This window comes from Kitasatospora sp. NPDC101801, assembly GCF_044766665.1.
Taxonomy (GTDB): Bacteria; Actinomycetota; Actinomycetes; order Streptomycetales; family Streptomycetaceae; genus Kitasatospora.
In genome coordinates, this window is sequence record NZ_JBIWML010000047.1 from 19285 (window position 1) to 44493 (window position 25209).

Annotated in this window: 19 protein-coding genes; 3 read left to right on the forward strand and 16 right to left on the reverse strand. The window is 74.0% G+C overall.

The window, feature by feature from the left end; genetic code table 11:
- Window positions 1–6 precede the first annotated feature (6 nt).
- From ACIRPK_RS32545 to ACIRPK_RS32580, 8 genes are all read right to left on the reverse strand, one after another.
- Entirely contained in the window at window positions 7–1383 is a 1377-nt protein-coding gene (locus tag ACIRPK_RS32545) for an FAD-dependent oxidoreductase (protein WP_403045350.1), read from the reverse strand.
- Complete coding sequence (locus ACIRPK_RS32550) at window positions 1376–2314, reverse strand: mycofactocin-associated electron transfer flavoprotein alpha subunit (RefSeq protein ID WP_403045353.1); 939 nt, start codon at window positions 2312–2314, stop codon at window positions 1376–1378. The genes ACIRPK_RS32545 and ACIRPK_RS32550 overlap by 8 nt, the downstream gene beginning before the upstream one ends.
- On the reverse strand, window positions 2311–4269 hold the full coding sequence (locus ACIRPK_RS32555) for a mycofactocin system FadH/OYE family oxidoreductase 2 (RefSeq protein WP_403045356.1): 1959 nt from the start codon (window positions 4267–4269) through the stop codon (window positions 2311–2313). Before ACIRPK_RS32555 ends, ACIRPK_RS32550 begins: the two co-directional genes overlap by 4 nt.
- Window positions 4266–6212: a mycofactocin system FadH/OYE family oxidoreductase 1 gene (locus ACIRPK_RS32560; RefSeq protein WP_403045358.1), complete on the reverse strand. Its 1947-nt coding sequence runs from the start codon at window positions 6210–6212 to the stop codon at window positions 4266–4268. The genes ACIRPK_RS32555 and ACIRPK_RS32560 overlap by 4 nt, the downstream gene beginning before the upstream one ends.
- Window positions 6213–6215: 3 nt before the next feature.
- Window positions 6216–7412: a mycofactocin radical SAM maturase gene (gene mftC, locus ACIRPK_RS32565; protein WP_403045361.1), complete on the reverse strand. Its 1197-nt coding sequence runs from the start codon at window positions 7410–7412 to the stop codon at window positions 6216–6218.
- 30 nt (window positions 7413–7442) lie between these two features.
- Window positions 7443–7712 carry a mycofactocin biosynthesis chaperone MftB gene (gene mftB, locus ACIRPK_RS32570; RefSeq protein ID WP_403045364.1) on the reverse strand — a complete coding sequence of 90 codons (270 nt, stop codon included), beginning with the start codon at window positions 7710–7712 and terminating at the stop codon, window positions 7443–7445.
- 11 nt (window positions 7713–7723) lie between these two features.
- Window positions 7724–7834, reverse strand: coding sequence for a mycofactocin precursor MftA (mftA, locus tag ACIRPK_RS32575; protein ID WP_403045367.1), 111 nt, complete (start codon window positions 7832–7834; stop codon window positions 7724–7726).
- Between the two features lie 126 nt (window positions 7835–7960).
- Entirely contained in the window at window positions 7961–8467 is a 507-nt protein-coding gene (locus tag ACIRPK_RS32580) for a flavin reductase family protein (protein ID WP_403045369.1), read from the reverse strand.
- A gap of 688 nt (window positions 8468–9155) precedes the next feature.
- Between ACIRPK_RS32580 and ACIRPK_RS32585 the strand changes: the two genes are divergently transcribed.
- Window positions 9156–10148, forward strand: coding sequence for a LuxR C-terminal-related transcriptional regulator (locus tag ACIRPK_RS32585; protein ID WP_403045372.1), 993 nt, complete (start codon window positions 9156–9158; stop codon window positions 10146–10148).
- 22 nt (window positions 10149–10170) lie between these two features.
- On the opposite strand, the gene ACIRPK_RS32590 is transcribed toward ACIRPK_RS32585, so the two are convergent.
- From ACIRPK_RS32590 to ACIRPK_RS32625, 8 genes are read right to left on the reverse strand one after another with little or no spacing between them, the layout of a single operon-like run.
- A complete protein-coding gene (locus ACIRPK_RS32590) occupies window positions 10171–11016 on the reverse strand; it encodes a 4'-phosphopantetheinyl transferase family protein (protein WP_403045374.1) in 846 nt (281 codons plus the stop codon).
- Window positions 11013–11252, reverse strand: coding sequence for an acyl carrier protein (locus ACIRPK_RS32595; RefSeq protein WP_403045377.1), 240 nt, complete (start codon window positions 11250–11252; stop codon window positions 11013–11015). The genes ACIRPK_RS32590 and ACIRPK_RS32595 overlap by 4 nt, the downstream gene beginning before the upstream one ends.
- Window positions 11236–13149 (reverse strand): HAD-IIIC family phosphatase, encoded by a 1914-nt coding sequence (locus tag ACIRPK_RS32600; protein ID WP_403045380.1) that lies wholly within the window; start codon window positions 13147–13149, stop codon window positions 11236–11238. Before ACIRPK_RS32600 ends, ACIRPK_RS32595 begins: the two co-directional genes overlap by 17 nt.
- 11 nt (window positions 13150–13160) lie before the next feature.
- Window positions 13161–14183 (reverse strand): 3-oxoacyl-ACP synthase III family protein, encoded by a 1023-nt coding sequence (locus ACIRPK_RS32605; RefSeq protein ID WP_403045382.1) that lies wholly within the window; start codon window positions 14181–14183, stop codon window positions 13161–13163.
- The gene (locus ACIRPK_RS32610; RefSeq protein ID WP_403045385.1) at window positions 14180–17137 is read right to left on the reverse strand and encodes a type I polyketide synthase; all 2958 of its coding nucleotides are present in this window, start codon (window positions 17135–17137) and stop codon (window positions 14180–14182) included. Before ACIRPK_RS32610 ends, ACIRPK_RS32605 begins: the two co-directional genes overlap by 4 nt.
- A complete protein-coding gene (locus tag ACIRPK_RS32615; protein WP_403045388.1) occupies window positions 17137–17460 on the reverse strand; it encodes an acyl carrier protein in 324 nt (107 codons plus the stop codon). The genes ACIRPK_RS32610 and ACIRPK_RS32615 overlap by 1 nt, the downstream gene beginning before the upstream one ends.
- A gap of 28 nt (window positions 17461–17488) precedes the next feature.
- Complete coding sequence (locus ACIRPK_RS32620) at window positions 17489–19231, reverse strand: acyl-CoA dehydrogenase family protein (protein ID WP_403045390.1); 1743 nt, start codon at window positions 19229–19231, stop codon at window positions 17489–17491.
- Window positions 19228–21048, reverse strand: coding sequence for a fatty acyl-AMP ligase (locus tag ACIRPK_RS32625; protein WP_403045392.1), 1821 nt, complete (start codon window positions 21046–21048; stop codon window positions 19228–19230). Before ACIRPK_RS32625 ends, ACIRPK_RS32620 begins: the two co-directional genes overlap by 4 nt.
- Window positions 21049–21297: 249 nt before the next feature.
- Here ACIRPK_RS32625 and ACIRPK_RS32630 point away from each other — a divergent pair, with 249 nt between their 5' ends.
- Together ACIRPK_RS32630 and ACIRPK_RS32635 are read left to right on the forward strand one after the other, a co-directional pair.
- Window positions 21298–24021 (forward strand): AAA family ATPase, encoded by a 2724-nt coding sequence (locus ACIRPK_RS32630; protein ID WP_403045395.1) that lies wholly within the window; start codon window positions 21298–21300, stop codon window positions 24019–24021.
- Window positions 24022–24215: 194 nt separating this feature from the next.
- A complete protein-coding gene (locus ACIRPK_RS32635) occupies window positions 24216–25172 on the forward strand; it encodes a polyprenyl synthetase family protein (protein ID WP_403045396.1) in 957 nt (318 codons plus the stop codon).
- The last annotated feature ends 37 nt before the right edge of the window (window positions 25173–25209 follow it).

The following is a 25209-nucleotide window of genomic DNA, read 5'->3' on the forward strand; positions in this document are numbered from 1 at the left end:
AGGCGGTCAACCGAACGCCCTCATTCCGGTGATCGCGTCGGCCAGCAGCCGTCGCGGGCTGACGCCGTGCCGGCGGACCGCCGTGCGCAGCAGGCGGCGTAACCCCGGCTTGGGGCGGGGGTTGTCCACCTCGAACAGACCCTGGGCGAGGTCGCAGATCAGGCCGGGGTACTGGCGCTGCATCCGTTCGGAGAGGACCAGCCCGGGGACCTTGCGGAGCTTGCGGTGGTCGGCCAGCACGAAGGACTGCTCGAGCGCCCGGCGGTAGCCCGCCAGACCGGCCTGTGAGGTGTCCCCGGCGCCGATCGCGGCGGCGGCCGCGCGGCCGGCGTACATCCCGGCGCCGATCGCGAAGTTGACGCCCTCCAGCCAGATCCCGGCGGCCAGGCACATCCCGGCGGCGTCCCCGGCCACCAGGAAGCCGTCCCCGGCCAGCTCGGGCAGGTGGTCGTAGCCGCCCTCGGGGATCAGGTGCGCGGCGTACTCGACCTGCCGTCCGCCGCGCACCAGCGGGGCGATCGCCGGGTGTGCCTTGAGGTCGGCGAGCAGCTCCTCGGGGCGGACCTCGGCGGCGGCCAGGTCGGGCAGGCCGACCACCACGCCGAGGCTGACCGACTCCAGGTTGGTGTAGAGGAAGCCGCCGCCCGGGATGCCCCGGGTGCAGCCGAGGATCTCGATGTCCTGGCCGTCCCGCCCGGTCAGCCCGAACCGCTGCTCGATGACGTCGCGCGGCAGCGCCAGCGTCTCCTTCACCCCGAGCGTGAGGTGGCGGGCGTTGTCCTGCCGGGGGTGCAGCCCGGCCTCCTTGGCCAGGAAGGAGTTGACGCCGTCACAGGCGATCACCACCCGGGCGGTCAGGTCGCCGTCGGGGCGGTCGGTCCGGACCCCGACCACCGTGCCCGCCGTGGTCCGCAGCAGCCCGGTGGCCACCGTGGCGGGCACCAGGACCGCCCCGGCCGCGACGGCGTGGCCGGCCAGCCAGCCGTCCAGGTCGGAGCGGTGCGCGGTGGCGCCGTTGTACGGGGCGGTGCCCCAGCGCTGGCTGCGGAAGTCCACGGTCAGGGCCTGATCCGCCGTCATGACCATGGTCGAGCGGCGGGTGACCCAGCGCTCGACCGGCATCTCGTCCCACCACTGCGGCACCAGCTCGTCCAGGATCCGGCCGTAGACCACCCCGCCGTAGACGTTCTTCGAACCGGGGAACGGGCCGCGCTCCAGCAGCGCCACCGAGCAGCCCGCCCGGGCGGCGGCCAGCGCGGCGGCCGACCCGGCCGGGCCCGCGCCGACCACCAGCACGTCGAAGTCGCGCTGCGCCGGCAGCTCCTGACGGAGCACCGAGGCCGAGGCGGGGCCGGCGTACGAGGGAGCGGTGACATCAGTCACGGGGGGCCTCCGGGGTCAGCCGACGGGCCAGCTCGGCGAGCACGGTCGGGGCGTCGGCGACGACCGCGAGGTCGGCCAGCGCGGTCATCGGGCAGTGCGGGTCGGTGTTCACGCTGACCAGGTGGGTGGGGCGGCCGAGGCCGCCGACGTGCTGGGCGGCGCCGGAGATGCCGAAGGCGAGGTAGAGCTCGGGCGAGACCACCACGCCGGTGGTGCCGATCTGGCGCTCCTCGCCGGTCCAGCCGGCGTCGGTGACCACCCGGGTGGCGCCGACGGCGGCGCCGAGCGCGGTTCCGACCTGCTCCAGCAGGGCGATCGCGGCCGGGCCGGTCAGCTCGCCGGTGCCCAGGCCGGCGCCCGCCGCCACGATCCGGGCGGCCTGGTCGAGCTGCTCCTGCCCCGGCGGTGCGGTGAGCAGCGCGGACTGCTCGGCGTCCGGGCCCACCGACCGGTCCGGCGGCGGGAGTTCGATGATCTCGGGGGCCTCGGGCAGCGCCTCGGCCCCGCGCAGGCCGGGCTCCAGGGTGGCGACGAACGGACCGAGCACGGCGGCGTCCATCAGGGTCCGGCCGTCCGCCCCGATCAGGTCGGCGCCGCCGCTGTGCACCGCGAGGGCGCTGGCCAGCAGCGGCCGGTCCAGGGCGACCGCCAGCCGGGGGGCCAGGTCGCGGCCGTCCGGCGAGGCGGGCAGCAGGACGATCCGACGGTCGGTCAGCAGCGGTGCCAGCGCGGTGGCCAGCGCTCCCGGCGGCCGGGTGCCGGTCTCCACCGTCCAGACCCGGGTGGCGGTGGTCAGCAGGCCGGCCGCCGCCTTGGTGTCCTCCCCGGCGAGCAGGACCAGGCCGCCCGCCTCGGCCACCGCCTCGTCGGCCCCGTGCGGCAGCGTGCCGCCCCGGACCAGCAGGACGGCGATCGGCTCGGTGTCGTTCACAGCGCGCTCCCCACTCGGTGTCCCTCGATCACGGCGGCGTGCGCCCGGCGCGGTGCCAGGCAGTCGCCGACCCGGTGGACCTCGAACGGTGCGTCCCGCAGGGCGTGCCAGAGCTCGTCCTGCGGGGACTGGTGCACCGCGCAGACCACCCAGTCGACCACGGTGGTGGCCATCGCCCCGGTGGTGTGGGTGAGCAGGCCGACCTCGACCCGCTCGCCGTCCGGTGCGGTCCCGGCCGACATCACCACCTCGTCGGTGGTCTGCCGGATGCCCTTGGCATTGGCCCGGACGGTGAAGGTCTCCAGGTCGAGGGTGACGCCCAGGTCCTGGCCGACCACCATGCCGGGGGTGGAGATCCGGACCCGGCAGCCCCGGTCGGCGAGCAGCTCGGCGACCGAGGTGGCCTGGTGGAAGCCGAGTTCGTCGACCACCAGCACCTCGCCCTCGGGGGCGGCCCGGCCGGTCAGCACGTCCCGGACGTCCACCACCCGGGTCAGGCCGCCCGCCCAGTGCGGTGGTTGCGGCCGGGCGCCGGTGGCCAGCACGACCGCGTTCGGCAGTTCGGCGGCCAGTGACTCCGCGGTGGCCTCCAGGCCGGTCCTGATCTCCACTCCCAGCCGGCGGCACTCGGCCGCCAGGTTGCGCACCACGTCCAGGAACTCGGCCCGCACCGGCACGCTCGCGGCCTCGGCCACCTGCCCGCCGGTGGCCGGCTCGCGTTCGAACAGGGTGACCAGGTGACCGCGCCGGGCCGCGCTGGCGGCCGCCTGCAGACCGGCCGGACCGCCGCCGACCACCAGCACCCGGCGGCCGCGCCGCCCGGGCATCGGCAGCGGCACCGACTCCCGGCCGGCCCGGGGGTTCTCGATGCAGCCGAGCCAGCGGTTCAGGCCCATCCGGCCCACGCACTCCTGGTTGCAGGACAGGCAGCTGCGGATGTCGGAGGCGCGCCCGGCCCGGGCCTTGGCCAGGAAGTCGGGGTCGGCGATCTGGCCCCGGACCACCCCGACCAGGTCGCAGTGGCCCTCGGCCAGTGCCCGTTCGGCCTGCGCCGGGTCCTTGATCCGGCCCACCCCGATCACCGGCAGGCTGACCGCCCGGCGGATCGCGTTGGAGATGAACAGCGCGTACCCGGCCGGCACCGCCATCGAGGCCTCGATCAGGTACAGCGTCGAAGTGGCCACCCCGATCGAGGTGTTGATGTAGTCGACCTGGCCGCTCGCCTCCACCAGCCGGGCCACCTCGACCGCCTCGTCCAGGGTGATGCCGCCCTTGATCAGCTCGTCGCCGCAGAGCCGGACGCCGAGCGCCCGGTCCGGGCCGATCGCCGTCCGGACGGCCGCCACCAGCTCCAGCAGCAGCCGGGCCCGGTGGGCCAGCGGGCCGCCGTACCCGTCGGTGCGCAGGTTGGTGGCGGGGGAGAGGAAGCCGCGCACGATGGAGGAGTGCGAGCACTGCAGCTCGACCCCGTCGAAGCCGCCGGCCACGCAGTTCGCGGCCACCGTGGCGTACCCGGCGACCACCTCGGCGATCTCGGCGGCGTCGATCGCCTTCGGCACCTCGCGGAACAGCGGGTCGGGGACGGCGCTCGGCGCCCAGACCGGCAGCCGGGAGTACATCGAGGACGCCTGTCCGCCGTTGTGGTTGAGCTGGGCCAGGATCGGCACGCCGTGCGCGTGCACCGCCTCGGTGATCCGCCGGTACCCGGCCACCGCCTCCTGGTGGAAGCCGTGGATCAGCTTCTCGTACGGCCAGTCGGTCGGGTGGGTGGAGTGCTCCTCGGTGATGATCATCCCGGCGCCGCCGGCCGCCCGGGCGGCGTAGTACGCGGCGTGCTGCCCGCTCGGCAGGCCGTCCTCCGCGTAGTTGGTCAGGTGGGCCGAGAAGACCACCCGGTTGGCCAGGGTCAGCGGGCCGACCCGCAGCGGGGAGAACAGGTGGCGGTAGCCGGTCATCGGTGGCTCCCTTCGGGGCCGGCCAGCCGGAGCGCGGCCCGGCGGCCCTCCAGCACGGCCTGGTACACCGTGCGCGGCGCGACGCAGTCGCCGGCCACCGGCAGGTCGGGGCGGTCGGCGGACAGCGAGCGCTCCGGCAGCCGGTGGCCGCAGTCGACCAGCACCGCGCACTCGGCCCGCTCCTTGCGGCCGGTCACCACGTCCTCCAGCAGGGCGTACCCGTCGTGCAGTTCGAGCACCGTGCGGCGCTTGTACAGGGTCACCCCGGCCTGCTGGAGCCGGGTGTTGGCGGCGGCCAGGTCGCCGGTCAGGGCCAGCTGGGTGCCGACCACCTGATCCTGCGTCACGATCGAGGTGGGCCGGCCGGCCGCCGCGAGCAGCTCGGCGACCGCGACCCCGACGGCGTCGCCGACCGGGTCGAAGACCAGCACCGGGCCCGGTGGCAGGGACTGGGCGGTCGGGTCGGCGGCCAGCTCGGCCGGGCGGACCACGGTGCCGCCGAGCCGGTCGAACCCGTGCGGTCCCGGCACCGAGCCGGTGGCCAGCAGGACCTCCCGGCCGGCCGCCCGGGCGGCGTCGAGCTGCGCTCCGGTCAGCCGGGTGCCGGTGGTGGCGGTGACGCCGAGCCGGTCGGTCTCCGCGACCAGCCAGTCGGCCAGCAGGCCGAGCCGCTCCCGGCCCGGCAGCGCGCCGGCCGCCCGCAGTGAGCCGCCCGGCTCGGTGTCCTGTTCGGTGAGTTCCACGGTGTGGCCGCGCAGCGCGAGCACCCGGGCGGCCTCCAGGCCGGCCGGGCCGCCACCGACCACCAGCACGTCGAGCGGCCGGGCGTCGCGGCCCGTCACCGGCTGGTCCCCGGTCTCGTGGCCGGCCGCCGGTTCGCCGATGCAGCTGACGATCGGGTTGCGGTTGTCCCGGACCCGGCAGCGCTGGTTGCACAGCACGCAGGGCCTGATCCGCTCGGGGTGGCCGGCCCGCAGCAGGGCGACCAGTTCGGGTTCGGCGATCTGTGCCCTGGTCATCTCGACCAGGTCGGCGGCTCCGTCGTCGAGGGCCCACTGGGCCTGGCCGACCTCGACCACCGAGCCCTGCAGGACGACCGGGACGGCGCCCGCCACCGCGGTCCTGACGGTGCGGCAGAGGTCGAGGTTGAAGCCGGGCGGGGTGTGCCCGTCCGGCCGGGTGGCTGCGAGGTTCATCGCGGAGCCCCGGACCACCACCAGGTAGTCCACCAGCGGGGCGAGACCGGCCGCCAGGTCCGCCCCCTGCTCGGGGGTGATCCCGGCCCAGGGGGCGAGTTCGTCGCAGCTCAGCCGCAGTCCGAGCACCCGGCCGGCGCCGATCGCGGCCCTGGTCGCGGCCAGCACCTCGCGCAGCAGCCGGGCCCGGTCGGTGCCGTGCCCGTCGGTTCGCAGGTTGGTCAGGCCGGAGAGGAACTGCCGCAGCAGGCTGTGCTGTCCGGCGTCGATCTCCACCCCGTCCAGCCCGGCCGCCGCGGCCAGCCCGGCGGCCGCCGCGAAGTCCGCTACCAGCGGGCCGAGTTCGGCGGCCTCCAGCTCGGCCGGCAGCTCCCGGCTGACCACGTCGGCCACCCGGGAGGGGGCCCGCAGCACGCGTTGCGAGTACGCCGAGGACCCCTGCCCGCCCGCGTGCCCGAGACCGGCCAGCACCAGCGTGCCGTACGGGCGGCAGGCCGCGGCCACCGCCCGCCAGCCGTCCGGGCAGTCGGCGGCCAGCGGGGCCCGCTCGTACGGCCAGTCCTCGGCGGTGACGCTCGCGGTCTCGGTGACGATCAGTCCGGCGCCGCCGGCCGCCCGGCGCCGGTAGTAGGCGACGTGCCGGTCGGAGAGCGCCCGGCGGTGGCCCAGGTTGGTCTCGTGCGGACCGAACAGCACCCGGCTGGGCGCGGTCCGGCCGGCCAGCGTGATCGGGTCGGTGAGCAGCATCGGCTACCGTCCGGCGGCGGTGAGGCCGGCCAACGGGCTGGTGTCGCAGGCCCGGTCGGGCAGACCGGCGGCCGGCGGGGCCCAGCCGATCTGCACCGGCACCGGGCCCCGGCCCCGCCGCGAGTGGTCGCCGCTGGGCCGGGGGACGCTGCCGGGCCCGAGCGCCGCCAGCGCGGTCTCGCCGTGGCCCTTGACGCACTCCGGATCCGGCGCGTCCATCGGCAGGCCGGTGAAGAACTTCGCGGCCATGCAGCCGCCCCGGCAGGAGTCGAAGGCGGAGCAGGACCCGCAGGCCCCGGCGCTCTGCGGCTCGCGCAGCTGGGCGAACAGCGGTGCATTGCGCCAGACTTCGGCGAATCCGCCGGGGGAGCGCACGTTGCCGGCCAGGAAGTTGTCGTGGATCGCGAACGGGCAGGCGTAGACGTCGCCGACCGGGTCGATCAGGCAGACCACCCGGCCGGCCCCGCACAGGTTGAGGCCGGGCAGCGGGGTCGAGCCCAGTGCGTTGAGGTGGAAGAACGAGTCCCCGGTCAGCACCCGCTCGCCGTTGGCCACCAGCCAGTGGTAGAGGGAGCGCTGCTGTTCGGCGGTGGGGTGCAGCTCGTTCCAGACCTCGGCGCCGCGACCGGCCGGGCGGAGCCGGGTGAGCCGCAGCTGGGCGCCGTAGCGGTCGGCGATTTCAGCGAACTCGTCAAGTTGGTCACAATTCTGACGGGTGACCACCACGCTCAGTTTGAAGTCCCGGAAGCCCGCCCCGGCCAGGTTGTCCATCGCGGTGATCGCGGTCCGGTACGAGCCGGCCCCGCGGACCGCGTCGTTGACCTCGGCGGTGGCGCCGTCGATCGAGATCTGTACGTCCACATAGTCACTGCCCGCGAGCAGCCGGGCCCGCTCCGGCGTGATCCGGACCCCATTGGTGGAGAACTTGACTCCGACTTGACGATCCGTCGCGTAGTCGACCAGCTCCCAGAAATCCGGCCGGACGGTCGGTTCGCCACCGCCGATGTTCACGTAGAAGACCTGCATGCGCTGCAATTCGTCCAGGACGGACCGGCACTCGGCGGTGCTCAGCTCCCGGGGGTCGCGCCGGCCGGAGGAGGACAGGCAGTGCACGCAGGCGAGGTTGCAGGCGTAGGTGAGCTCCCAGGTGAGGCAGATGGGGGCGTCCAGCCCGTGCTGGAACTGGTCGACGAGCTTCATCCGGGTACTCCCTGGTGAGTGGGTGATCTCTCAGCGCGGCTGGATCGTGCCGGCCTCGGCCAGTCCGGCGAGGGCGGTGAGGTAGGCCCGCCGTTGCCCGGCCGGCACGCCCGCCTGGTCCAGTGCGCCGTGGACATCCGGGTTCAAGATCAGCGCACGCACGGTTTTTACCAACTCGGGAGACTTGAGAAAGGAGAGTCGGCGGGTCGAGAAATCGTAGGCGAGTGCACCGAAAGGCTCGGGTCGCAGGGCGACGCTCGGTGCGCACTGATAGGGCAGGTCCGGATCGAATGACGACACTTTTCCTCGGATCAGTAGACGCCGCACATACCGTCGATGGAGATCTCCTCGACCAGCAGGTCCTCCTCCGGGAGGAATTCGAACTCGTCGTCCTCGGAGGGGTCCGGCAGGAATTCCGCCATGATTTTCTCCTCTGTGTGGGCGGCCCGGACATCCCGGCCCTGATGTTCACGCTAATCGCGGGGGAGCCTTGGTCGGCACCCCTGTCCGGTGGCTTAGGGGTGTCCTCCGGGTCGGCCCCGCGGTGCTTACTCCGCCAGGGTGTGGAAGCCCCGGCGGAAATAGACCGCAGGGACTGTTTCGCGCATCCGGACCTCCCTGACCCGGCCGACCAGGATGGTGTGGTCGCCCCCGGGATGCCGCGCGTAGGCGTCGCACTCCAGCGTCACGGCGGCCGAGTCCAGCACCGGCTGGCCCTTCTCGTTCGGCCGGAAGTCGCTGTCCGAGAACTTGTCCACGCCCCGGGTGGCGAACCGGACCGCGAGGTCGGTGTGCTCCGGCGCGAGCACGTGGATCACCCAGGACTCCGCCGCCAGGAAGGCGGGGTGGCACTGGGCGTTGTCGGCGAGGCAGACCAGCACCAGGGCCGGGTCGGCCGAGAGCGAGCAGAACGAGCTCGCGGTGAAGCCCCACCACCGCCCCTGCCGGTCGGTGGTGGTCACGATGGTGACCCCGCTCGGGAAGGCGGCCAGCGCCTCCCGGAACGTGGTCGGTGCTGCGTCGGTCGGTGCGGCGGCGGTCGCCACGGTGGTCATCCGAGACCTCCCTCGTCTGCGGCCGGACACGCGGCCGAGCTCGACGTTAGGGGTCTCGGTAATCGAACTCGCCCCCTAGCGGCCCCCCTTCGGACCCCTGCTGTCCCAGGCGGCCCGGACGCCCGGACGGTCGAACGCCCGGGCCGGCGCGGCTGCGCGCCCGGCCCGGGCGTGGTGGTGCCTGGTGCTGCTCTGGTCGTGCGGTCGGCCACCGCCCCCGGGGCCGTCCGCTCACCGCGTCCGTGCGGATCCGCGGTGTCGCGCCGGAGGGCTAGTGCCAGCCGTCGTCCGGACCTTGCGGGATGACCGTCGGGCTCGGCGACGCGGTGGTGGTGACGGCGGTGACCGCGGCGTCGGACAGGGTGCTCATTCCGCCGTGTCCTATCGCCAGAGAGAAGGTGGGCACCGCTACCGCTACCGCCGCGGCGAGTGTGATGCCCCTGATGGCCATCTTTGTCCTCATGGAAAGCTGCATTTCATCCCCCATACAGAGACTGGCTGACTACTTGCTCAGACTCGTCGCCTTCCGGGTCTGTGCTCTCGGTGGCGACAACGCATAGGCTGCCGACGATCGCATGCCTGTGCCAAGCCGAACCCGATGGCGTAAAGTTGCCTGGCAACAACTTCGCAGGGTTGGGGGGAGACTCGGATGGGCGAGGGGGTGCACGGATACTTGGATTTCGCGGAGTTGGATGATCTGAGTGCTGCTGCGTACGGTCATGCCGTCGAGTTAGGGCGTTTCGACAAGAGTGATATCGCCGGGCGGCTGTCGGTCGACGAGTCCGAACTGGACCGGGTCGAGCAGGTGTTGTTGCTGCTGAAGCTGCTCCAGCCGATGCCCGGACACCCGTCGGTGCTGGTCCCGGTGGGGCCGGACGTGGCGGCGGCGGACTTGGTCGGCGGTGCCGAGAACCAGATCCGCGATCTCCAGCAGGCCGTCACCGACGTCCGCTCCAAGCTGTTGTCGTTGACCCCTCTCTACTTCGAGGGCCGCCGGCTGCGGAACCGGCTGGAGGCCTTCGACGTGATCAACGACCTGAGCGTCATCCGGTCGATGCTCGACAGTCTGGGCAAGAACTGTCGGCACGAGCTGCTGACCGTCCAACCCGGCGGACCGCGTCCGGCGTTCGTGCTCTCCTCGGCCCGGGACTCGCACGGCCGGATGCTGGAGCGCGGGGTGCACATCAGGACGATCTACCAGCACACCGCCCGTAGTGACCTGGCGACCAAGTCGTTCGTCCGGGACGTCACCGCGCTGGGTGCGGAGTTCAGGACCGCCGACGAGGTGATCGACCGGATCCTGATCTACGACCGGGAGACGGTGGTGCTGGCCCGCCGCACCGAGACCGGCGGGGCGCCCGCCGCGGCGATCGTCCGGGAGTCCACCCTGGTGGAGTTCGTCTGCAAGGTCTTCGAGTACCTCTGGGACGGGGCGACCCCCTTCATCCCGGAGACCGCGAAGGCCGAGGCCATCACCGACGACCTCAAGCAGTCGGTGCTGCGGCTGATGGCCAAGGGCTACAAGGACGAGATGGTGGCGCGCCGACTGGGCATGTCGGTGCGCACCTGCCGCCGGCACATCTCCGAGATCACCGAGGAGCTGGAGGCGACCAGCCGGTTCCAGGCCGGCTTCAACGTCGCGATGTCCGGCATCCTGGACCAGTTCAAGGACGAGTTCTGACGCCCGGTCGGCCGACCGGGCGTCAGACACTGTCGCCCAGCGCGTCGGTGATCGCCTCCACGGTGTCCCGGTCGAGCATGCTGGTCAGCTCGGCGTCGTCCAGCTCGCCGAACCCGGCGTCGTAGACGGCGGCGCTGATCCGGTAGCCGTTGCCCAGCAGGAAGGTCCGGAACGCCCACTCCGCCCCGGTGCCGGGGCTGCCGTCCGGCCGGTACACCCGGACCGGCTTGCCGTCCGGGCCGAAGCCGAACTCGGTGAAGCTGAACTGCATGCCCTGGCCGATCGCCTTGCTGTACGCCTCCTTGAGCGTCCAGAGCCGGACCAGACTGGGGTTGCGCTCCTGCTCGGGCAGCGAGGCCAGCGACACCAGCTCGTACGGGGTGCAGACGTGCCGGCCCAGGCCGCGGCCGTACATCGGCCGGTCGGCCCGCTCGGCGTCCACCCCGATCAGGCCCCGGGTGGTGAGGCCGACCAGCAGCAGGTCGTCGGTGTGGCTCAGGCTGATGTCCACCTGGTCGCAGCCGCGCAGGTACGGCCGCCCGGTCGGCCCGTAGCCGAGCTCCAGGGTGTCCGGGTCGGCCCGCAGCACGGCGGCGCCGGCCCGCTTGAGCAGCACCCGGGACGCGGCGTACCGGTCGCGCACCGAGGGGTGGGCCAGGTCGAGGTAGCGGGACCAGTCCCGGCCGAGCACCGCGCGCAGTTCGTGCGCGGCGGGCAGCTCGGGCTGGAGGTCGCCGAGTTCGGCGTACACCAGGGCGGTGCCGTGCCGGGCCAGGTCGGCCCGGACCAGGTCCCAGGTCTGGTCGCCGGCGACCTCGACGGGTTCGCCGAGTGGGGGCCCGGTAGGGGTGGCTCCGGGGCGGGTCATGCTGCTTCCTCCACGACTGCGTAGATCTCCCGGAGGTTGCGGGCCGCCAGGACGGTGGGGACGGGGAGCCGGCGCCCGGTGCCGGACTCCAGCAGGGTGACGAGTCGGAGCAGGTTCATCGAGTCCCAGCCCGGCAGCGTCGCCAGCTCGGTCTCCGCGTCCTGGTCGGTCAGCTCCAGATCGAGTTCCGTACGGACCAGGCGGAGGAATCCGTCGAGGCTATCGAGCCCAGGCATCTGTCGGCCATCCTAGATCAAGTGTGACATGGACATGAGAAGGGGGTTCCGGTGCGCACTCGAGTCCGTGCCGGAAGAGCACCCCGTCCTCGGTCCGCGCGGTCTCGGTGAACCCGAGCTCCGGGTAGAAGAGCTCCGCGCGGTGGTTCTTGGCGGTCGGGCGGAAGCGGGCCAGGACGGCCGGCAGACCGGCGGCCCGACCCTCCGTCAGCAGGGCGGTCAGCACCGCCTGTTCGATGCCCCGGGTGAGCACCCGGCAGCTCAGCCAGACGTTCTCCAGCAGCAGCCCCTCCAGGGTGTGCCGGCCGAGCACCGCGCCGACCAGGCCGTTGCTGCCGAACCGGTCGGCGGCCCGGATCGCCAGCAGCAGCCGGCCGGCGTCCTCGGCCACCGCGGCCGGGTCACCCGGTTGCAGCCGGTGCCCGGTCAGGTTGAACTGGTTGGTCCGCTGTGTGAGTTGCACCAGCCGTGGGTACTCGTGCGGCTCGGCCGGGCCGAGCCGCACCGCCACCCCGAGCTGGTGCAGGAAGTCGGCGTGCGAACCGCTGCGCTCGCGCAGCCGGTGCCGTTCGCCCTCCAGCCGGTACTGCTCCGGTCTGGCCCGGTCCTCGTCGGTCAGCCGGAGCACGTCGAACCAGCCGTCCGCCAGCAGCCGTTCGGTGTGCAGCGCGGGCTCGCCGTCCAGCGGCAGGACGGCCACCTCGGGCAGGCCGAACCGGACCTGGGCGCGCTCGCCCGGCGAGTCGTCGGCGAACACCAGCGCGTCGGTGCCGATCCCCAGGTTCCCGGCGATCTCGGCCAGATGACCGTCCTTCGGCAGCCAGTCGGCGTGCACCTGGGCGAAGTCCGGCTCGCGGAGCAGCAGATCGGGGTGCGAGCGGAGCGTCTCCAGCACCGGCTCGCGGTCGTTCTTGCTGCTCACCGCGAGCAGCACGCCCTGCGAGGCGAGCTGGCGGACGGTGCGCTGGAAGCCGCCGAACGCCTCGCCGCGCAGCGTGTCGGCGGCGGCGATGCCGTCCGGCCCGTCCTCGCCGAGCACGCCGTCCCAGAGCGTGTTGTCCAGGTCCAGCACCAGGCACTTGCGGGTCAGCCCGGTCAGCGACCTGGCCAGGTGGCCCACCTCGCGGGCGTACCCGGCCAGCACCGGTGCGGTCCAGCGGACCTGGGCGTAGCAGGCCATCCTGGCGTCCTCGACCGGACCGGTGCGGGCGGTCAGCGGGTCCAGGTCGAGCACCACCAGCGAGCGGTGCCGCTCGGTCAGCCGGAGCAGCCGGGCGTTGAACTCCCGCCAGACCGCGCCCAGCCGGGCCCGGGAGGCGTGGTCGACCAGCTGGCCGGTGTGCCGGCGCAGCAGCGGCAGGGTGTTCAGTACCAGCAGGCCGGGAGTGATCCGCTCGTGCTCGGCGGCCAGCCCGGCGATCCGCTCCAGCACCCGGTCGGCGGCCTCGGCCAGGTCCTCGACCCGCCAGGGCGAGGGCAGTTCGGCGAACACCGTCTCGGCGTCCAGCAGGCAGAGCGACAGGTCGGGCCGCTCCAGCAGCAGCTGGCCGGCCGGGTCGGTGAGGTCGCGCAGCCAGCCGCCGTGGTCGCCGACCAGCGGGCGCACCAGCAGGCCGTGCCGGGCGAGTTCGGCGGTGAGCGGATCGACCAGGCCGGCCACGGTGGACTGGCCGGTGATCGCGACGGTGACCACCCGGGTGGCCGGATGGTGGTGCAGCACCTCGTCCTGGTCGAGCCCGCCGAGCAGCCGGCCGGCCCGGTCCAGCAGCGCGTCCCGGTCGGCCGGACCGGCCTCGTCCAGCAGCTCGGCGAGCAGGGCGGGCACGCGGTGGTACGCCGCGGCCAGCTCCCCGACGGCCCGCAGGCCGCGCAGCCGTTCCATCGGTGTGGTGGTCATCTCCCCGCCTCTCAGACCTTCTCCAGGGCGAAGCCCGCCTTGATCCACTTACTGGACTCCACGGTCACCGCCAGCGCTCGCTGACCAGTCTTCAGGTCCGGCAGCAGACGGGCCAGTTGGAGGAACGGAAGGGCGTTGCCGGTGTTCCCGGTCTCGGCCACGCAGCTGACCTCGTGCACGCCGGGGACGGCCAGCCGCTCCACGATCCGGGTGGTCATCCGCTCGGAGAGCTGCGGCGGCAGCAGGTGGTCGAGCTCCTCGACCTCCCAGCCGACCTGCTCCAGCAGCTCCCAGAAGATCTCCACGGCCATCACCGGGACCTGCTCCTCGATCGCCTTGTAGTCCTCGCGGAGCAGCGGCCGGTCCTGGTCGCGGTCGGTGAGGCCGTACCAGTCCACGGTCTGGCCGGCCGGGCGGCCCAGGCCGGTCAGGCTGTTGAGCACGGCGCGCACGGCGACCCGCTCGCCGACCGGCTCGGCGGTCAGCACGGCGGCGCCCGCGCCGTCGCCGAACAGCAGGTAGTTGACCAGCTCGTCGGTCGGGATCCGGGCCAGCTCGCGGTCGAAGTCCAGGTGCCGGTGGGTCACGTCGCCCCCGATCACCAGCCCGGCCCGGCGGCCCGAGGCGATCAGCGTCCGGCCGAGGTCGAGCGCCTGGACGGCGCCCGAGCAGCCGGCCTGCAGCTGGTAGACCGGCAGGTAGTCCAGGCCGAGCCGGTCGGCCACCTGGCTGGCGGTGGTCGGCAGCAGGGTGTCGGGGGTGGTGGTGGAGAGGATCAGGAACTCGATGTCCGGCGGCTCCAGGGCGGCCGAGTCGAGCGCCTCGGCGGCGGCCTGCGCGCACAGGTCGGCCAGCGACCAGCGGACCTCGCCGGTGCCCAGGTCGCGGCCGAAGTGGCGGGACCTGGTGCCGACGAAGATGTCGATCCACTCCTCGCTGACCCCGAGCAGCTTGCCGAGCACGGTGTTGTCCACCGGGTCCCCGGGCAGCGCGGTGCCGACCGAGGCGAGGTAGGCGGTGGCGGCTCCGGTCATGACACCCTCGCCAGGGCGAGTTCGCGCAGGAAGTCCGCCAGCGAACCCACGGTCCGCAGCGCGGGCAGCAGTTGACGGATCGACACCTCGCCGAGGTGCGGCAGCGCCTCCTGGACCACGTCCTTGAGCTGCATGATCATCACGGAGTCGAATCCCAGGTCCTCGTAGAAGCGGGTCGAAGGCACCACCCGGTCCGGCCGGTACTGGCCGACGGTGACCACGGCCTCGATCACGGCGGCCAGCACCGGGTCGGCCGATTCGGTGGCCGGTGCTGCGGCCGGGGCGGGCGCGGGGGCGGCCGGCCGCTCCACCGGCGCCGGGGTGACGGCGCGGTCGTCCCGGCGGCTCCAGTACCGGTTCTCGGCGGAGAACACGTACGGGCGGAGCCGCTCCACGGTGCGGTACTCGGCCGGGTAGAGCGCGGCCCACTCCGGGTCGAGACCGGCCCGGTAGAGCGTGGCGACCAGTTCGGCCAGCTGTCGGCCGTCCGCCTCGGGGCCGGGCACCGGGTGCAGGTGCTCGGTGCCCGGGGCCAGCCCGGCCCGGCGGGCCAGCGGCAGCAGGGTGGGCCGGGGGCCGATCTCCACCAGGTGGGTCGGCGCGACCTCGGTGGCCAGTGCGGTCAGCGCGGCGCCGAACAGCACCGGCTCGGTGGCCTGGCCGGCCCAGTACCCGGCGTCCAGCGGCTCGTCGTGCAGCAGCCGGCCGTAGCGGGTGGAGGCCATCGGCAGCCGGGGCGCGGCGGGCCGCAGCCCGTCGGCCAGCGCGCGCAGCCCGGTGGCGACCGGGGTCATCCGGGGGGAGTGGAAGGCCCGGGTGACGTCCAGCCGGCGGGTCCGCAGGCCCTGCCCGGCCAGCCGCCGGTCGGCCCGGTCCAGTGCGTCCAGCGGGCCCGAGACGACGCTGTCGGCAGGCGAGTTGACCGCCGCCAGGGCCAGCGTCGGCTCGGCCGCCAGCAGCTCGGCCAGCGCCTCGGGGCCGGCCCCGACCGCGAGCATGCCGCCACCGGCGGGCAGGTTGCGCGTCAACGCGGCGCGGGCGGCGACCAGTTCGGCAGCCTGTGGCAGGTCGAGCGCCCCGGCGGCGACCGCAGCCGCGTACTCGCCCAGGCTGTGGCCGAGCACGGCGGCGGGCTGCACGCCGAGCTCGCCGAGGGTGCGGGTCAGCGCGTAGCCGACCGCGAACAGCGCGGTCTGCGCGTCACCGGTGTCGAACCCGGCCGGGTCGCCGCGCAGGATCAGCTCCCGGGTGGAGCGGCCGGTGTGCCGGGTGAGCGCGGCGTCCGCCTCGCCCAGGAAGTGCCGGTAGGCGGCCGAGTCCCGGTACAGACCGGCGGTCATCGCCGGGTACTGGCTGCCCTGGCCGGTGTAGACGAAGGCCACCACCGGCCTGGTCCAGGAGCGGTGCGCGGGGGTGCCCGCGTCGACGCCGTGCGTGGCGGCGAGCCGGAGCCGCTCGGCCAGTTCGGTGGTGTCACGGGCGGTGACCGCGAAGCGGTAGGGCAGCCCGGTCTTCACCCGGTTGCTGCTGAAGCCGAGCGAGGCCGCCCCGGTGCGCGGCCGCCGGGCGAACGCCTCGGCCTGGTCGGCCAGGTTGCGGCGGAGCGCGTCCGGGGTGTCACCGGTGACGGTGAACACGCCCACCGGCTCGGTCTCGCCGGCCGGGCGGGCGGCCCGGCGCGGGGTGCGCGGCGGTCCGGCCAGCACCATGTGCGCGTTGGTGCCGCCCATCCCGATGCTGCTCACACCGGCCAGGATCTCCCCGGCGGGCAGTCGCATGGGCGACTTCAGCAGGCGCAACCCGCGCTCGGCGAGCCGGAGTTGGGCGTTCTCCCGGTCGGCGTGCCGACTGGCCGGGACGATCCGGTGGTGCAGCGCCAGCGCCACCTTGATCAGCCCGGCGATCCCGGCCGCGCCCTCGGTGTGCCCGATGTTGCCCTTCACCGAGCCCACCGCGCAGGTCTTCTCCCGGGGCACCGCGTGCACCCCGCCGAGCGCCGCGCACTCGATCGCGTCGCCGAGCGCGGTGCCGGTGCCGTGCGCCTCCACGAAGGTGATCTTGTCGGCGGTCACCCCGGCCCGGCGGTAGGCGGCCTCCAGCACCTTCTGCTGGGACCACCGGTTGGGCGCGGTCACCCCGTTGCTGCGACCGTCCTGGTTGACCGCCGAGCCCCGGATCACCGCGTAGATCCGCTGGCCGTCGGCGACCGCGTCCTCCAACCGGCGCAGCACCACCAGGCCGAGGCCGTCGCTGCGCCCGATCCCGTCGGCGTCCGCGCTGAACGGCTTGCACCGCCCGTCCGGGGAGCCGAGGCCGAGCTGGCTGTACATCAGACCGAGGGCGGGGGTGAGCACCAGGTTCACCCCGCCGGCCAGCGCGGTGTCGCACTCGCCGGCGAGCAGCGCGTTGGCGGCCAGGTGCACGGCGACCAGCGAGGAGGAGCAGGCGGTGTCCACCGCCAGGCTCGGGCCGGTCAGGTTCAGGTGGTACGAGATCCGGTTCGCGGTCATCCCGGCCGCGCTGCCGGCGCCCAGCTGCGGGGTGACCCGGGACGGGTCGCCCATCCGGAGCCGGCCCCACTCGCCGCCCATCACGCCGATGAACACTCCGGTGTCGGTACCGGCCAGCGCACCGGGCGCCTGCCCGGAGTCCTCCAGCGCCCGCCAGGCGCACTGCAGCAGCAGCCGCTGCTGCGGGTCCATCGCGGCCGCCTCGCGCGGGGAGAGCGCGAAGAAGTCGTTGTCGAAGCCGTCCGCGCCCGCGACGAAGCCGCCCCGGTTGATCCCGGCCCGCGCCGACTCCGGGACGCTGTCGGGGAGTTCGTCCGTCTCCCAGCGCTGCGGCGGCACCTCGCCGACGCTCTCGCCGCCCCGCATCAGCAGGTCCCAGTACGCCTCGGCGTCGGGTGCGCCGGGGAAGGCGCAGTCCAGGCCGACGATAGCGATGCCGCTCATCAGAACCGGACCTCCGGCGACTCGGGTGCCTCGCCCCGGGCGCGCCCGGCGGCCGCCGGGATGGCCGTCGTGAGGTAGCCGACCAGGCTGTCCAGGGTGGGGTGGTCCCAGAGCAGGGTGGGCTCCACCATCAGCCCGAACTCGTCCTCCAGGTCGCCGCAGAGGCTCAGCGCGCCGACCGAGTCCAGGCCGTACTCGGCCAGCGGGACGGTCGGGTCGATGGTCAGCGGGTCGCGGTGCTGGTAGAGCGAGACGCGCTCCAGCAGCCAGTCGCGGGCCGCGGTGGCGGGGTCGGCCGTCTGCCAGGTGGCGGGAGTGGTCATGGCTGGTCTCCTTCGGGTCCGCGGCCGGTCAGCCGGGCAGGGGCGTGTTGTACAGGTCGTAGCTGCGCCGGTCGCTGAACCGCAGTTGGACCTCGTGCAGCAGCCGGGTGTCGCACTCCGGCGGCAGGTCGGCGACCGGGGTGCCGAGCCGCCGGGCCACCCGGTGCAGGGCCGCCGCCGCCCAGCTCGGGTCGGCCAGGAACGGATCGGCGCCGTCCCGGTTGTGCCACCAGACCCCGAGCACCGCGGCCGCCGCGAGCAGCAGCGCGTACCGGTCGACCAAGGCGAAGCAGGCCGCTCCGCTGGGCGAGGTCCGTTCGGCCGGCTCCAGCGCCAGCACCCGCTGCCGCAGGTCCGCCAGCTCCTCGGTGAGCTGCCCGGCCAGGGTGCGCAGTGCCCGCTCGACCGGGGTCCGGCCGCCGATCCGGGCGGCGATCGCCACCAGCGAGCCGCTCAGGCTGTCCCGGCCGCCGGCCAGGCTGAGCGCCTCGTTGCGCAGCGGCGGCAGTTCGCCGCCGAGCTTGAACAGCTCGGCGGGGGCCTCGGGTTCGACCAGCCAGGACCTGGCGGCCAGCCGGGGCAGCTGCGGGATGACGGTCGCCTGGCAGGCGACCGTCCCCGCGTGGCCGAGGCTGAGCACGGGGACGTCCCGGACGTGCTTCTGGAAGATCCCGAAGTTGCCCTCCCTGGTGTAGACCCGGGCGCCGAGCACGATCGACAGGTCGTGCATGGTGTCGTTGAGCACCCGGGGCATCAGGTACTTCAGGGCCGCCGAGTACACGCTGGTCTGCTCCGGCAGCAGGTGCAGCGCGCGGGTCGCGGCGACCGAAAGGCTGTCGAAGAGCAGCAGGTTGACGAAGGCTCCGGTCATCGCCCGGTCGGTCCTGACCGGGTCGAGCCAGGACGACTCGGCGAGCTCGGCGCCCCGGTCGTGGTCGAACTGGACGGCGGTGCGCAGGCTGGTGTCCACCGCGGCGAGCGCCGCCGCCGCGATCACCGTCCGGCTGATCTGGAAGGACCGCAGGGCCAGCGTGACGCCGCCGCCGACCGGGCCGAGCAGCGCACTCTCCGGCACCGGGCACTTGAGGAACTCGACCCCGGTCCACCGGCAGCCGCGCAGCCCGACCGCCAGGTGCCGGGGGCCGATGGTGGCCTTTCCGGCGGGCAGCCGGGTCGGGTCGAGCAGCAGGACGGACTGGCTGCGGCTGCCGCCGGTCCGGTCGGTCTCGCAGAACAGCACCAGGGCGGCGGCCCGGTCGAGGTTGTTGATCATCGGCTTCTTGCCGCTGAGCAGAAAGGTTTCACCCTGGGTCTGCGCGGTCACCCCGCTGCGGACGTAGTCGTTGCTGTGCGCCGTCTGGTGCTGGGCGATGGCGGCCTTCGCGCCGCCGAGCAGCCGGTCCGCGAGCCAGCGCTGCTGCTCCTCGGTGCCGGCCAGCCAGACGTCGGAGGCGGCCATGAAGGTGTGCATCCCGTAGCCCATGCCCAGCCCGACGTCCCGGCGGAACACCGGGCGCATCACCCGGACCAGGGTCTCCAGCGAGTCCAGCCGGCCGCCGAGCCGGACCGGGACGTACTCGGCGTTCAGGCCGGCCCGGTCGAGCAGTTCCTCCCCGGCGGCGAACGGCACCGCCGTCCGGTCGGCGGCCAGCAGGGCGCCGTAGCCGGTCGGGTTGGCCGGCTCGGTCGGGTCGCCGAGCAGCTCCTCCAGGGCGGCGATCCTGGCCTCGGCCGACCCCGTCAGGGCGCCGGGCAGCGTGTCCGTGCTCACCACGGCCGACCCCCTCCGGCCGGCTCGGCCTCCAGCAGGTCCTCGCCCAGCAGTGCGTCGGTGGCCCGCACCCTGGCCCGTACCGCCGGGTCCAACACCTCGACCTCGCCGCGCAGTTCGCTGGCCAGGAAGAGCTTGCGCATCAGGTTGCGCTGCACCTTCCCGCTGGTGGTGCGGCGGACCACGCCGGGGCGGACCAGCAGCACGTTGCCGACCGGGATGCTGAACTCCCGGCTCAGCTCGGTCTGGATCTCGTGCACCAGGGCGCGCAGGTCGAGACCGGCCGGCAGACCGCCCCGGGCCGCCCGCAACTCGTGCACCAGCACCAGCTGTTCGCGCTCGACGTCCACCGAGAAGGCCGCGCCGACCCCGCCGCCGAGCGCCGGGCTGAGGCCGCGGGCCGCCCACTCGATGTCCTGCGGGTAGATGTTGCGGCCGTTGAGGATGATCACTTCCTTGCTGCGCCCGGTGATGTAGAGCTCGCCCCGGTGCAGGAAGCCGAGGTCGCCGGTGCGCAGGAAGCCGCGCTCGCCGTTCTCCAGACCGGCCCGGAACACCGACTCGGTCTCGGCCGGGCGCCGCCAGTAGCCCTGCGCCACGCTGTCGCCGCGCAGCCAGATCTCGCCGACCGCGCCCTCCGGCTGCTCCAGACCGACCACCGGCTCGACGATCCGCAGGTCGTAGTCGAGCACCTGACCGCTGCTCACCAGGGTCCGGGTCGGCTGGTCGGCGACCGGCTCGGCCACCTGGTCCAGCTCCAACGCGGCGGCGTCCACCGACAGTTCGGCGAACGGGGTGAGCGGCACGCCGCCGGAGACCACCAGGGTGGCCTCGGCCAGCCCGTAGCAGGGGTAGAGCGCCTCGGCCCGCAGCCCGGCCGGGGCGAACCGCTCGGCGAACGCCCGGAGCGTGTCGGCCCGTACCGGCTCCGCCCCGTTCAGCGCCAACCGCCAGTGCGAGAGGTCGAGTTCGGCGATCTGCTGGTCGGTCACCCGGCGCAGGCAGAGGTCGTAGCAGAAGTTCGGGCCACCGCCCGCGGTGACCCGGTACTCGTCGATCGCCTGCAGCCAGCGGGCCGGCCGGCGGACGAAGGAGGTCGGCGACATCTGGATCGACATGCTGCCGAGGAACAGCGGGTGCAGCAGGTGGGCGATGAAGCCCATGTCGTGGAAGTGCGGCAGCCAGCCGCCGAACCGGTCCTCGGAGCTGGTCCGGAAGACGTTCTGCAGCGCGCTCTGGTTGGCCAGCAGGTTGCGGTGCGAGACCATCACGCCGCGCGGGTCGGCGACCGAGCCCGAGGTGTACTGCAGGAAGGCCAGGTCCTCCGGGCCGCCGCGGCGCTCCTGCCAGGCGTCGGCGTCGCCCAGCCCGGGGACGTCGCTGGCCAGGCAGGCGACGTTCCGCCGGCCGGTCCGGGACAGCCAGAGCGCGATGTCCGGCGCGCTCGCGGTCTCGGTCAGCACCAGCCGGGCGCCGGTGTCCTGGATCACCGCCGAGGTACGGTCGATCCGCAGGCCCCGCCCCTCGCCGCCCGGCAGCGGCACCGGGACGGCCACCGCCCCGGCGTACAGGCAGGCCACGAAGGCCTTCAGGAACTCGGTGGTGGAGGAGTACAGCAGCAGCACCGGTTCGCCCTCGGCGCGCTGGAGTTGCAGCAGCGAGGCGATCCGTCGGGCCTCCCGGTCCAGTTCGCCGTAGGTCAGCCGGTCGGCCCTGGCGCCGTCCGCGCCGTCCTGCAGGAAGACGTGGACGTCGTGGTCGGCCAGGTCGGCGGTGCGCGTGCGGACCAGATCGGTGAAGGTGTCGAAGCCAGACATGGGAATCCCCTCGCAGCAGCAGCAGGCGCTTCGGCGGGGCCCGGACGACGGGCCCGACATACCGTCAGATCATCCGGTCGACAGCTAAAGGCCCGCTTGCGCGGACGGGAGTAGCTGCCGTGCAACTTCTGGTCACCGGGCCGTGCGCCGGACCGTGCTTAGACTGGATTCCGGTTCGAAGTTGACTACATTCCCGCCGTTCGGCCGAATTGTCGGCGCTCTTTGTCATGCGGGAAAACGGGGGATCCAATGACGCTGATCGACCGTGAAGCAGAACTCGCCGCAATGGATTCCGCACTGGCCGGCACCGCTGCCGGCCAGGCCCGGATCGTCCTGGTCGAAGGGGCGGTGGGGTGCGGGAAGAGCGAACTCGCCGATGCCGTCGCGGATCGGGCCGAGGCCGCCGGGGCCACGGTGCTGCGCGCCCTGGGCTCGGCGGCGGAGCGCGAACTCCCGCTCGGAATCCTGCGCCAGCTGACCGCCTGCACGCCGCCCGGCGTGCTGCCCGAACTCACCGGCGAGCCGGGCCGCGCGAACGTCGGCGCGATGCAGGCCTTCTCCGCCGCCGCCGCCGAACTCGCCGCCATGGCACCGGTGGTGATCGTGGTGGACGACGTGCACCACGCCGACGACCAGTCCTGCGCCTACCTGCTGCATCTGGCCCGCAGCACCCGCTGGGCGCGCATCCTGCTGGTGCTCACCGAGTCGGTGCACGAGCGCGGCGACGACCCGGTGTTCGGCACCGAGCTGCTCCGTCGCCCGAACTTCCAGCGGATCAGGCTGGAGCGGCTGAACGAGGCCGCGGTGGCCCGGCTGGTGGCCGAGCAGCTCGGCCCGGACGCGGCCGGACGGCTGGCCGGCCGGTTCGCCGCGGCCACCGGCGGCAACCCGCTGCTGCTGCGCGCGATGGTCGAGGAGCACCGGGTCACCGGCGCCCAGGAGCCCGAGGTCGGCGGCGCGTACGCGCAGGCCGTGCTCACCTGCCTCTACCGCTGTGGCCAGGCGGTCCGCGAACTCGCCGAGGTGCTGGCGGTGCTGGACGAGCTGGCCACCCCCGAACGCGCCGCCCGGCTGCTCGACCTGCCGCTGGCCACCGTGAACCGCGGCGTCCAGGCACTCAGCGCCGCGGGCATCCTGGACGGCGCACGGTTCCGCTACCCCGCCGCCCGGGCCGCCGTCCTCGAGTGGACGGACGACGCCGCGCGCTCCGAACTGCACCGGCGGGCCGCCGAACTCGCCCACCGGAGCGGGGTGGCCGCCTCCTCGGTGGCCGCCCAGCTGCTCGCCGCGGACCGCACCGACCTGCCCTGGGCGGTGCCGGTGCTGCACGAGGCGGCCGAACAGCTGCTGGCCGACGGCGCGGTCGAACGGGCCTGCGCCTGCCTGGAACTGGCCGACCGCAGCGGTGCCGACGACGAGCAGCGGGCCCAGTTCCGCACCATGCTGGCCGCGATCGCCGCGCGCTCCGACCCGGGTGCCGCCGAGCGGCACCTGACCGGACCGCTGGAGCTGCTCCGGGCGGGCTCGCTCGCCCCGGCCCGGCTGGCCGCGCTGGCCCGGCTGCTGGCCACCCAGGGCCGGATCGACGAGGCGGCCGAGGTGCTGGAGCGGATCACCGCGCAGGACCCCGCCGCCCAGGACGGTCCGCCCAGGCCCGGCCAGGGCGGCCGGTGGGCCGACCCGCTGGACGGCCTGTCCGCCTTCCCGCGCTGGGCCGCCGCTCCGCCGGTGGAGCCGGGCGGGGTGCCGAGGCCGGTCAGGTCGGGCTCGCCGACCACGCTCTGGACCATCCCCGAGTACGCCGTCGACGGGTCGTCAGGAGCGGCCGCCGAGCTGTTCCTGCGCGGCGCGACGCTCTCCGAGGCCACCGTGGCCCCGATCGGCCAGGCGGTCCGGGCGCTGCTGCTCACCGAGGGCCCGGCCAGGGCGATGCCCTGGTGCCACCTCTACACCGAGGCGGCGATCCGGGCCGGGGCGCCCGGCTGGCAGGCGGCGTTCACCGCGCTGGGTGCCGAAGTCCTGCTCCGGCAGGGCGATCTGACCGGGGCGGAGAGCCGGGCCGCGGCCGCGATGGACCTGCTGCCCGAGCGCGGTGGCAGCGTGTTCGCGGCCGGCGTCTCGGCCACCCTGATCCGGGCCTGCACCGCGATGGGACGGCACGACGCGGCGGCCCGGGAGCTGGCGCGACCGCTGCCCGAGGGGCTGGCCGGCAGCTTCCAGGGGCTGGCCCACCTGCGGGCCCGGGGTCAGTACCACCTGGCCACCAACCGGTTCCACGCCGCGCTCGGCGACTTCCTGCAGATCGGCCGCACCATGCGCCGGTGGGGGCTGGACCGGCCGCTGCTGCTGCCGTGGCGGATCGGCGCCGCCGAGGCGCTGATCCAGCTCGGCGAGGCGCACCAGGCGGCCCGGTTCATCACCGACCAGCTCGGCTCCAAGGACGCCGCGCACCCCTGGGTGCACGGCATCTCGCTCCGGCTGAAGGCGGCCCTGAGCGAGCCCAAGGAGCGCCAGGTGCTGCTGGCCCGCGCGGTGGACGAGCTGCGCACGGTCGGCGACACCTACGAACTGGTGCTGGCGATGGCCGACTTCGGGCAGGTGCTGAAGGAGACCGGGGACGGCAACCGGGCCAACATGGTGAACCGCCGGGCCTGGCACCTGGCCGACGAGTGCGGGGCGCACGCCCTGCGCGAGCGGATCCTGCCCGGTCACACCGCGACGCCCGGCGTACCGGAGGGCGGCCGCACCGACGTCGGGTACGCCGAACTCGACGCCCGGCTCAGCGAGTCCGAGAAGCGGGTGGCGATGCTCGCGGTGCACGGACACACCAACCGGGAGATCGCGATGAAGCTCTACATCACGATCAGCACGGTCGAGCAGCACCTCACCCGGGTCTACCGGAAGCTGAACATCACCCGCCGGCAGCAGTTGCCGGTGGACCTGCACCTGCTCGGAGCCGCCGAGCACGCGTGACGGACCCGTCAGGAGCCGGACAGTGGCAAGAGAATGGCAAGAACGCCTCGTGTCCATGTCAGACATGGCCGGGATGGGACGATTCCCGGCCGTGAGGTGGGGAAGTGTGTCCTCCGGGGCCGGATCGCATTGTGGGCGGGCCGCCCGTTCGAGAGGCTTGGTGACAGACCCGAGCCGATCCAGGGAGGCACACCATGGCAACGCCGTTCCAGCTGTCCGACCCGGCCGTGCCCGAACTGCTCCGGGCCCGGATGTTGGACCGGGTGGAGGAACGGCTGCGCGGCCTGCTGGCCACCGAGCACTCCGCCACCCGGGGGGCCGACCCACGGGCCGTCACCCCGATCCGGGCGCTGGCCGACCAGGTCACCGCGGGCGGTGAACGCACCAGGGCCACCCTGCTGCTGACCGGCTACCTGGCGGCCGGCGGCAGCCCGGCCGGCGCCCAGGTGGTCGACGTGGCGGCGGCCCTGGAGCTGCTCGACACCTGCCACCTGATCCGGGGCGACGTCCGCGAGAACGTCCCGCTCCGGCGGGGCATCCCGACCCCGCACGTCGGCCACGCCGCCGAGCACGAGCGGAACGGCTGGCGCGGCGAGTCCCGCCGGTTCGGCGAGGCCACCGCGACCCTGGCGGGCGACCTGGCGGTGGCCTACGCCGACCGGCTGGTGGGCGGCCTGACCGGCCAGGCCCGGGAGATCTGGGACCAGTTGCGGATCGCCCGGGTGCTCGGCGCCCACGCCGAGGCGGCCACCAGGACCGAGTACCTGGACGACCCCTGGCCGCTGGGCTGTCTGGAGGGCTGCACCCCGGGCTGCGCGGCGGGCTGGTACGCGGTCCGCGAGCCGCTGCTGCTCGGCGCCGCGCTGGCCGGGCGGCCGGACCTGACGGACGAGTACGGCGACTACGCGAGCCGGCTGCACGCGGCCTGGCGGCTGCGCGGCTTCCTGGACAGCGGGGCGGCGAGCGACTGGCACGCCCGGATGCTCTGCGAGATCCTGCTCGGCCGGGAGGAGAAGGACCGCACCGAGGACCTCATCATGCGGCTGGTGAACGAGGCGGACCGGGCGGTCGCCGAAGCCCCGCTGCGGTCCGGCTGGCACCGCGAACTGGTGAACCTGGCCGCGCGGTTGGGGCTGGCGAGTGCCTGGTGAGCGCGGCGGCGAGGAGATCCGGCGTTCGGGCCACTGC

Bases quoted from the DNA above. Each gene is read 5' to 3' on its own strand.
- ACIRPK_RS32555 (WP_403045356.1), bottom strand. From the start codon at position 4,269: ATGACCGGCTACCGCCACCTGTTCTCCCCGCTGCGGGTCGGCCCGCTG.
- ACIRPK_RS32560 (WP_403045358.1), bottom strand. From the start codon at position 6,212: ATGCTGCTCACCGACCCGATCACGCTGGCCGGCCGGACCGCGCCCAGC.
- mftC (WP_403045361.1), bottom strand. From the start codon at position 7,412: ATGAAGCTCGTCGACCAGTTCCAGCACGGGCTGGACGCCCCCATCTGC.
- mftA (WP_403045367.1), bottom strand. From the start codon at position 7,834: ATGGCGGAATTCCTGCCGGACCCCTCCGAGGACGACGAGTTCGAATTC.
- ACIRPK_RS32580 (WP_403045369.1), bottom strand. From the start codon at position 8,467: ATGACCACCGTGGCGACCGCCGCCGCACCGACCGACGCAGCACCGACC.
- ACIRPK_RS32590 (WP_403045374.1), bottom strand. From the start codon at position 11,016: ATGACCCGCCCCGGAGCCACCCCTACCGGGCCCCCACTCGGCGAACCC.
- ACIRPK_RS32595 (WP_403045377.1), bottom strand. From the start codon at position 11,252: ATGCCTGGGCTCGATAGCCTCGACGGATTCCTCCGCCTGGTCCGTACG.
- ACIRPK_RS32600 (WP_403045380.1), bottom strand. From the start codon at position 13,149: ATGACCACCACACCGATGGAACGGCTGCGCGGCCTGCGGGCCGTCGGG.
- ACIRPK_RS32605 (WP_403045382.1), bottom strand. From the start codon at position 14,183: ATGACCGGAGCCGCCACCGCCTACCTCGCCTCGGTCGGCACCGCGCTG.
- ACIRPK_RS32610 (WP_403045385.1), bottom strand. From the start codon at position 17,137: ATGAGCGGCATCGCTATCGTCGGCCTGGACTGCGCCTTCCCCGGCGCA.
- ACIRPK_RS32615 (WP_403045388.1), bottom strand. From the start codon at position 17,460: ATGACCACTCCCGCCACCTGGCAGACGGCCGACCCCGCCACCGCGGCC.
- ACIRPK_RS32625 (WP_403045392.1), bottom strand. From the start codon at position 21,048: ATGTCTGGCTTCGACACCTTCACCGATCTGGTCCGCACGCGCACCGCC.
- ACIRPK_RS32630 (WP_403045395.1), top strand. From the start codon at position 21,298: ATGACGCTGATCGACCGTGAAGCAGAACTCGCCGCAATGGATTCCGCA.
- ACIRPK_RS32635 (WP_403045396.1), top strand. From the start codon at position 24,216: ATGGCAACGCCGTTCCAGCTGTCCGACCCGGCCGTGCCCGAACTGCTC.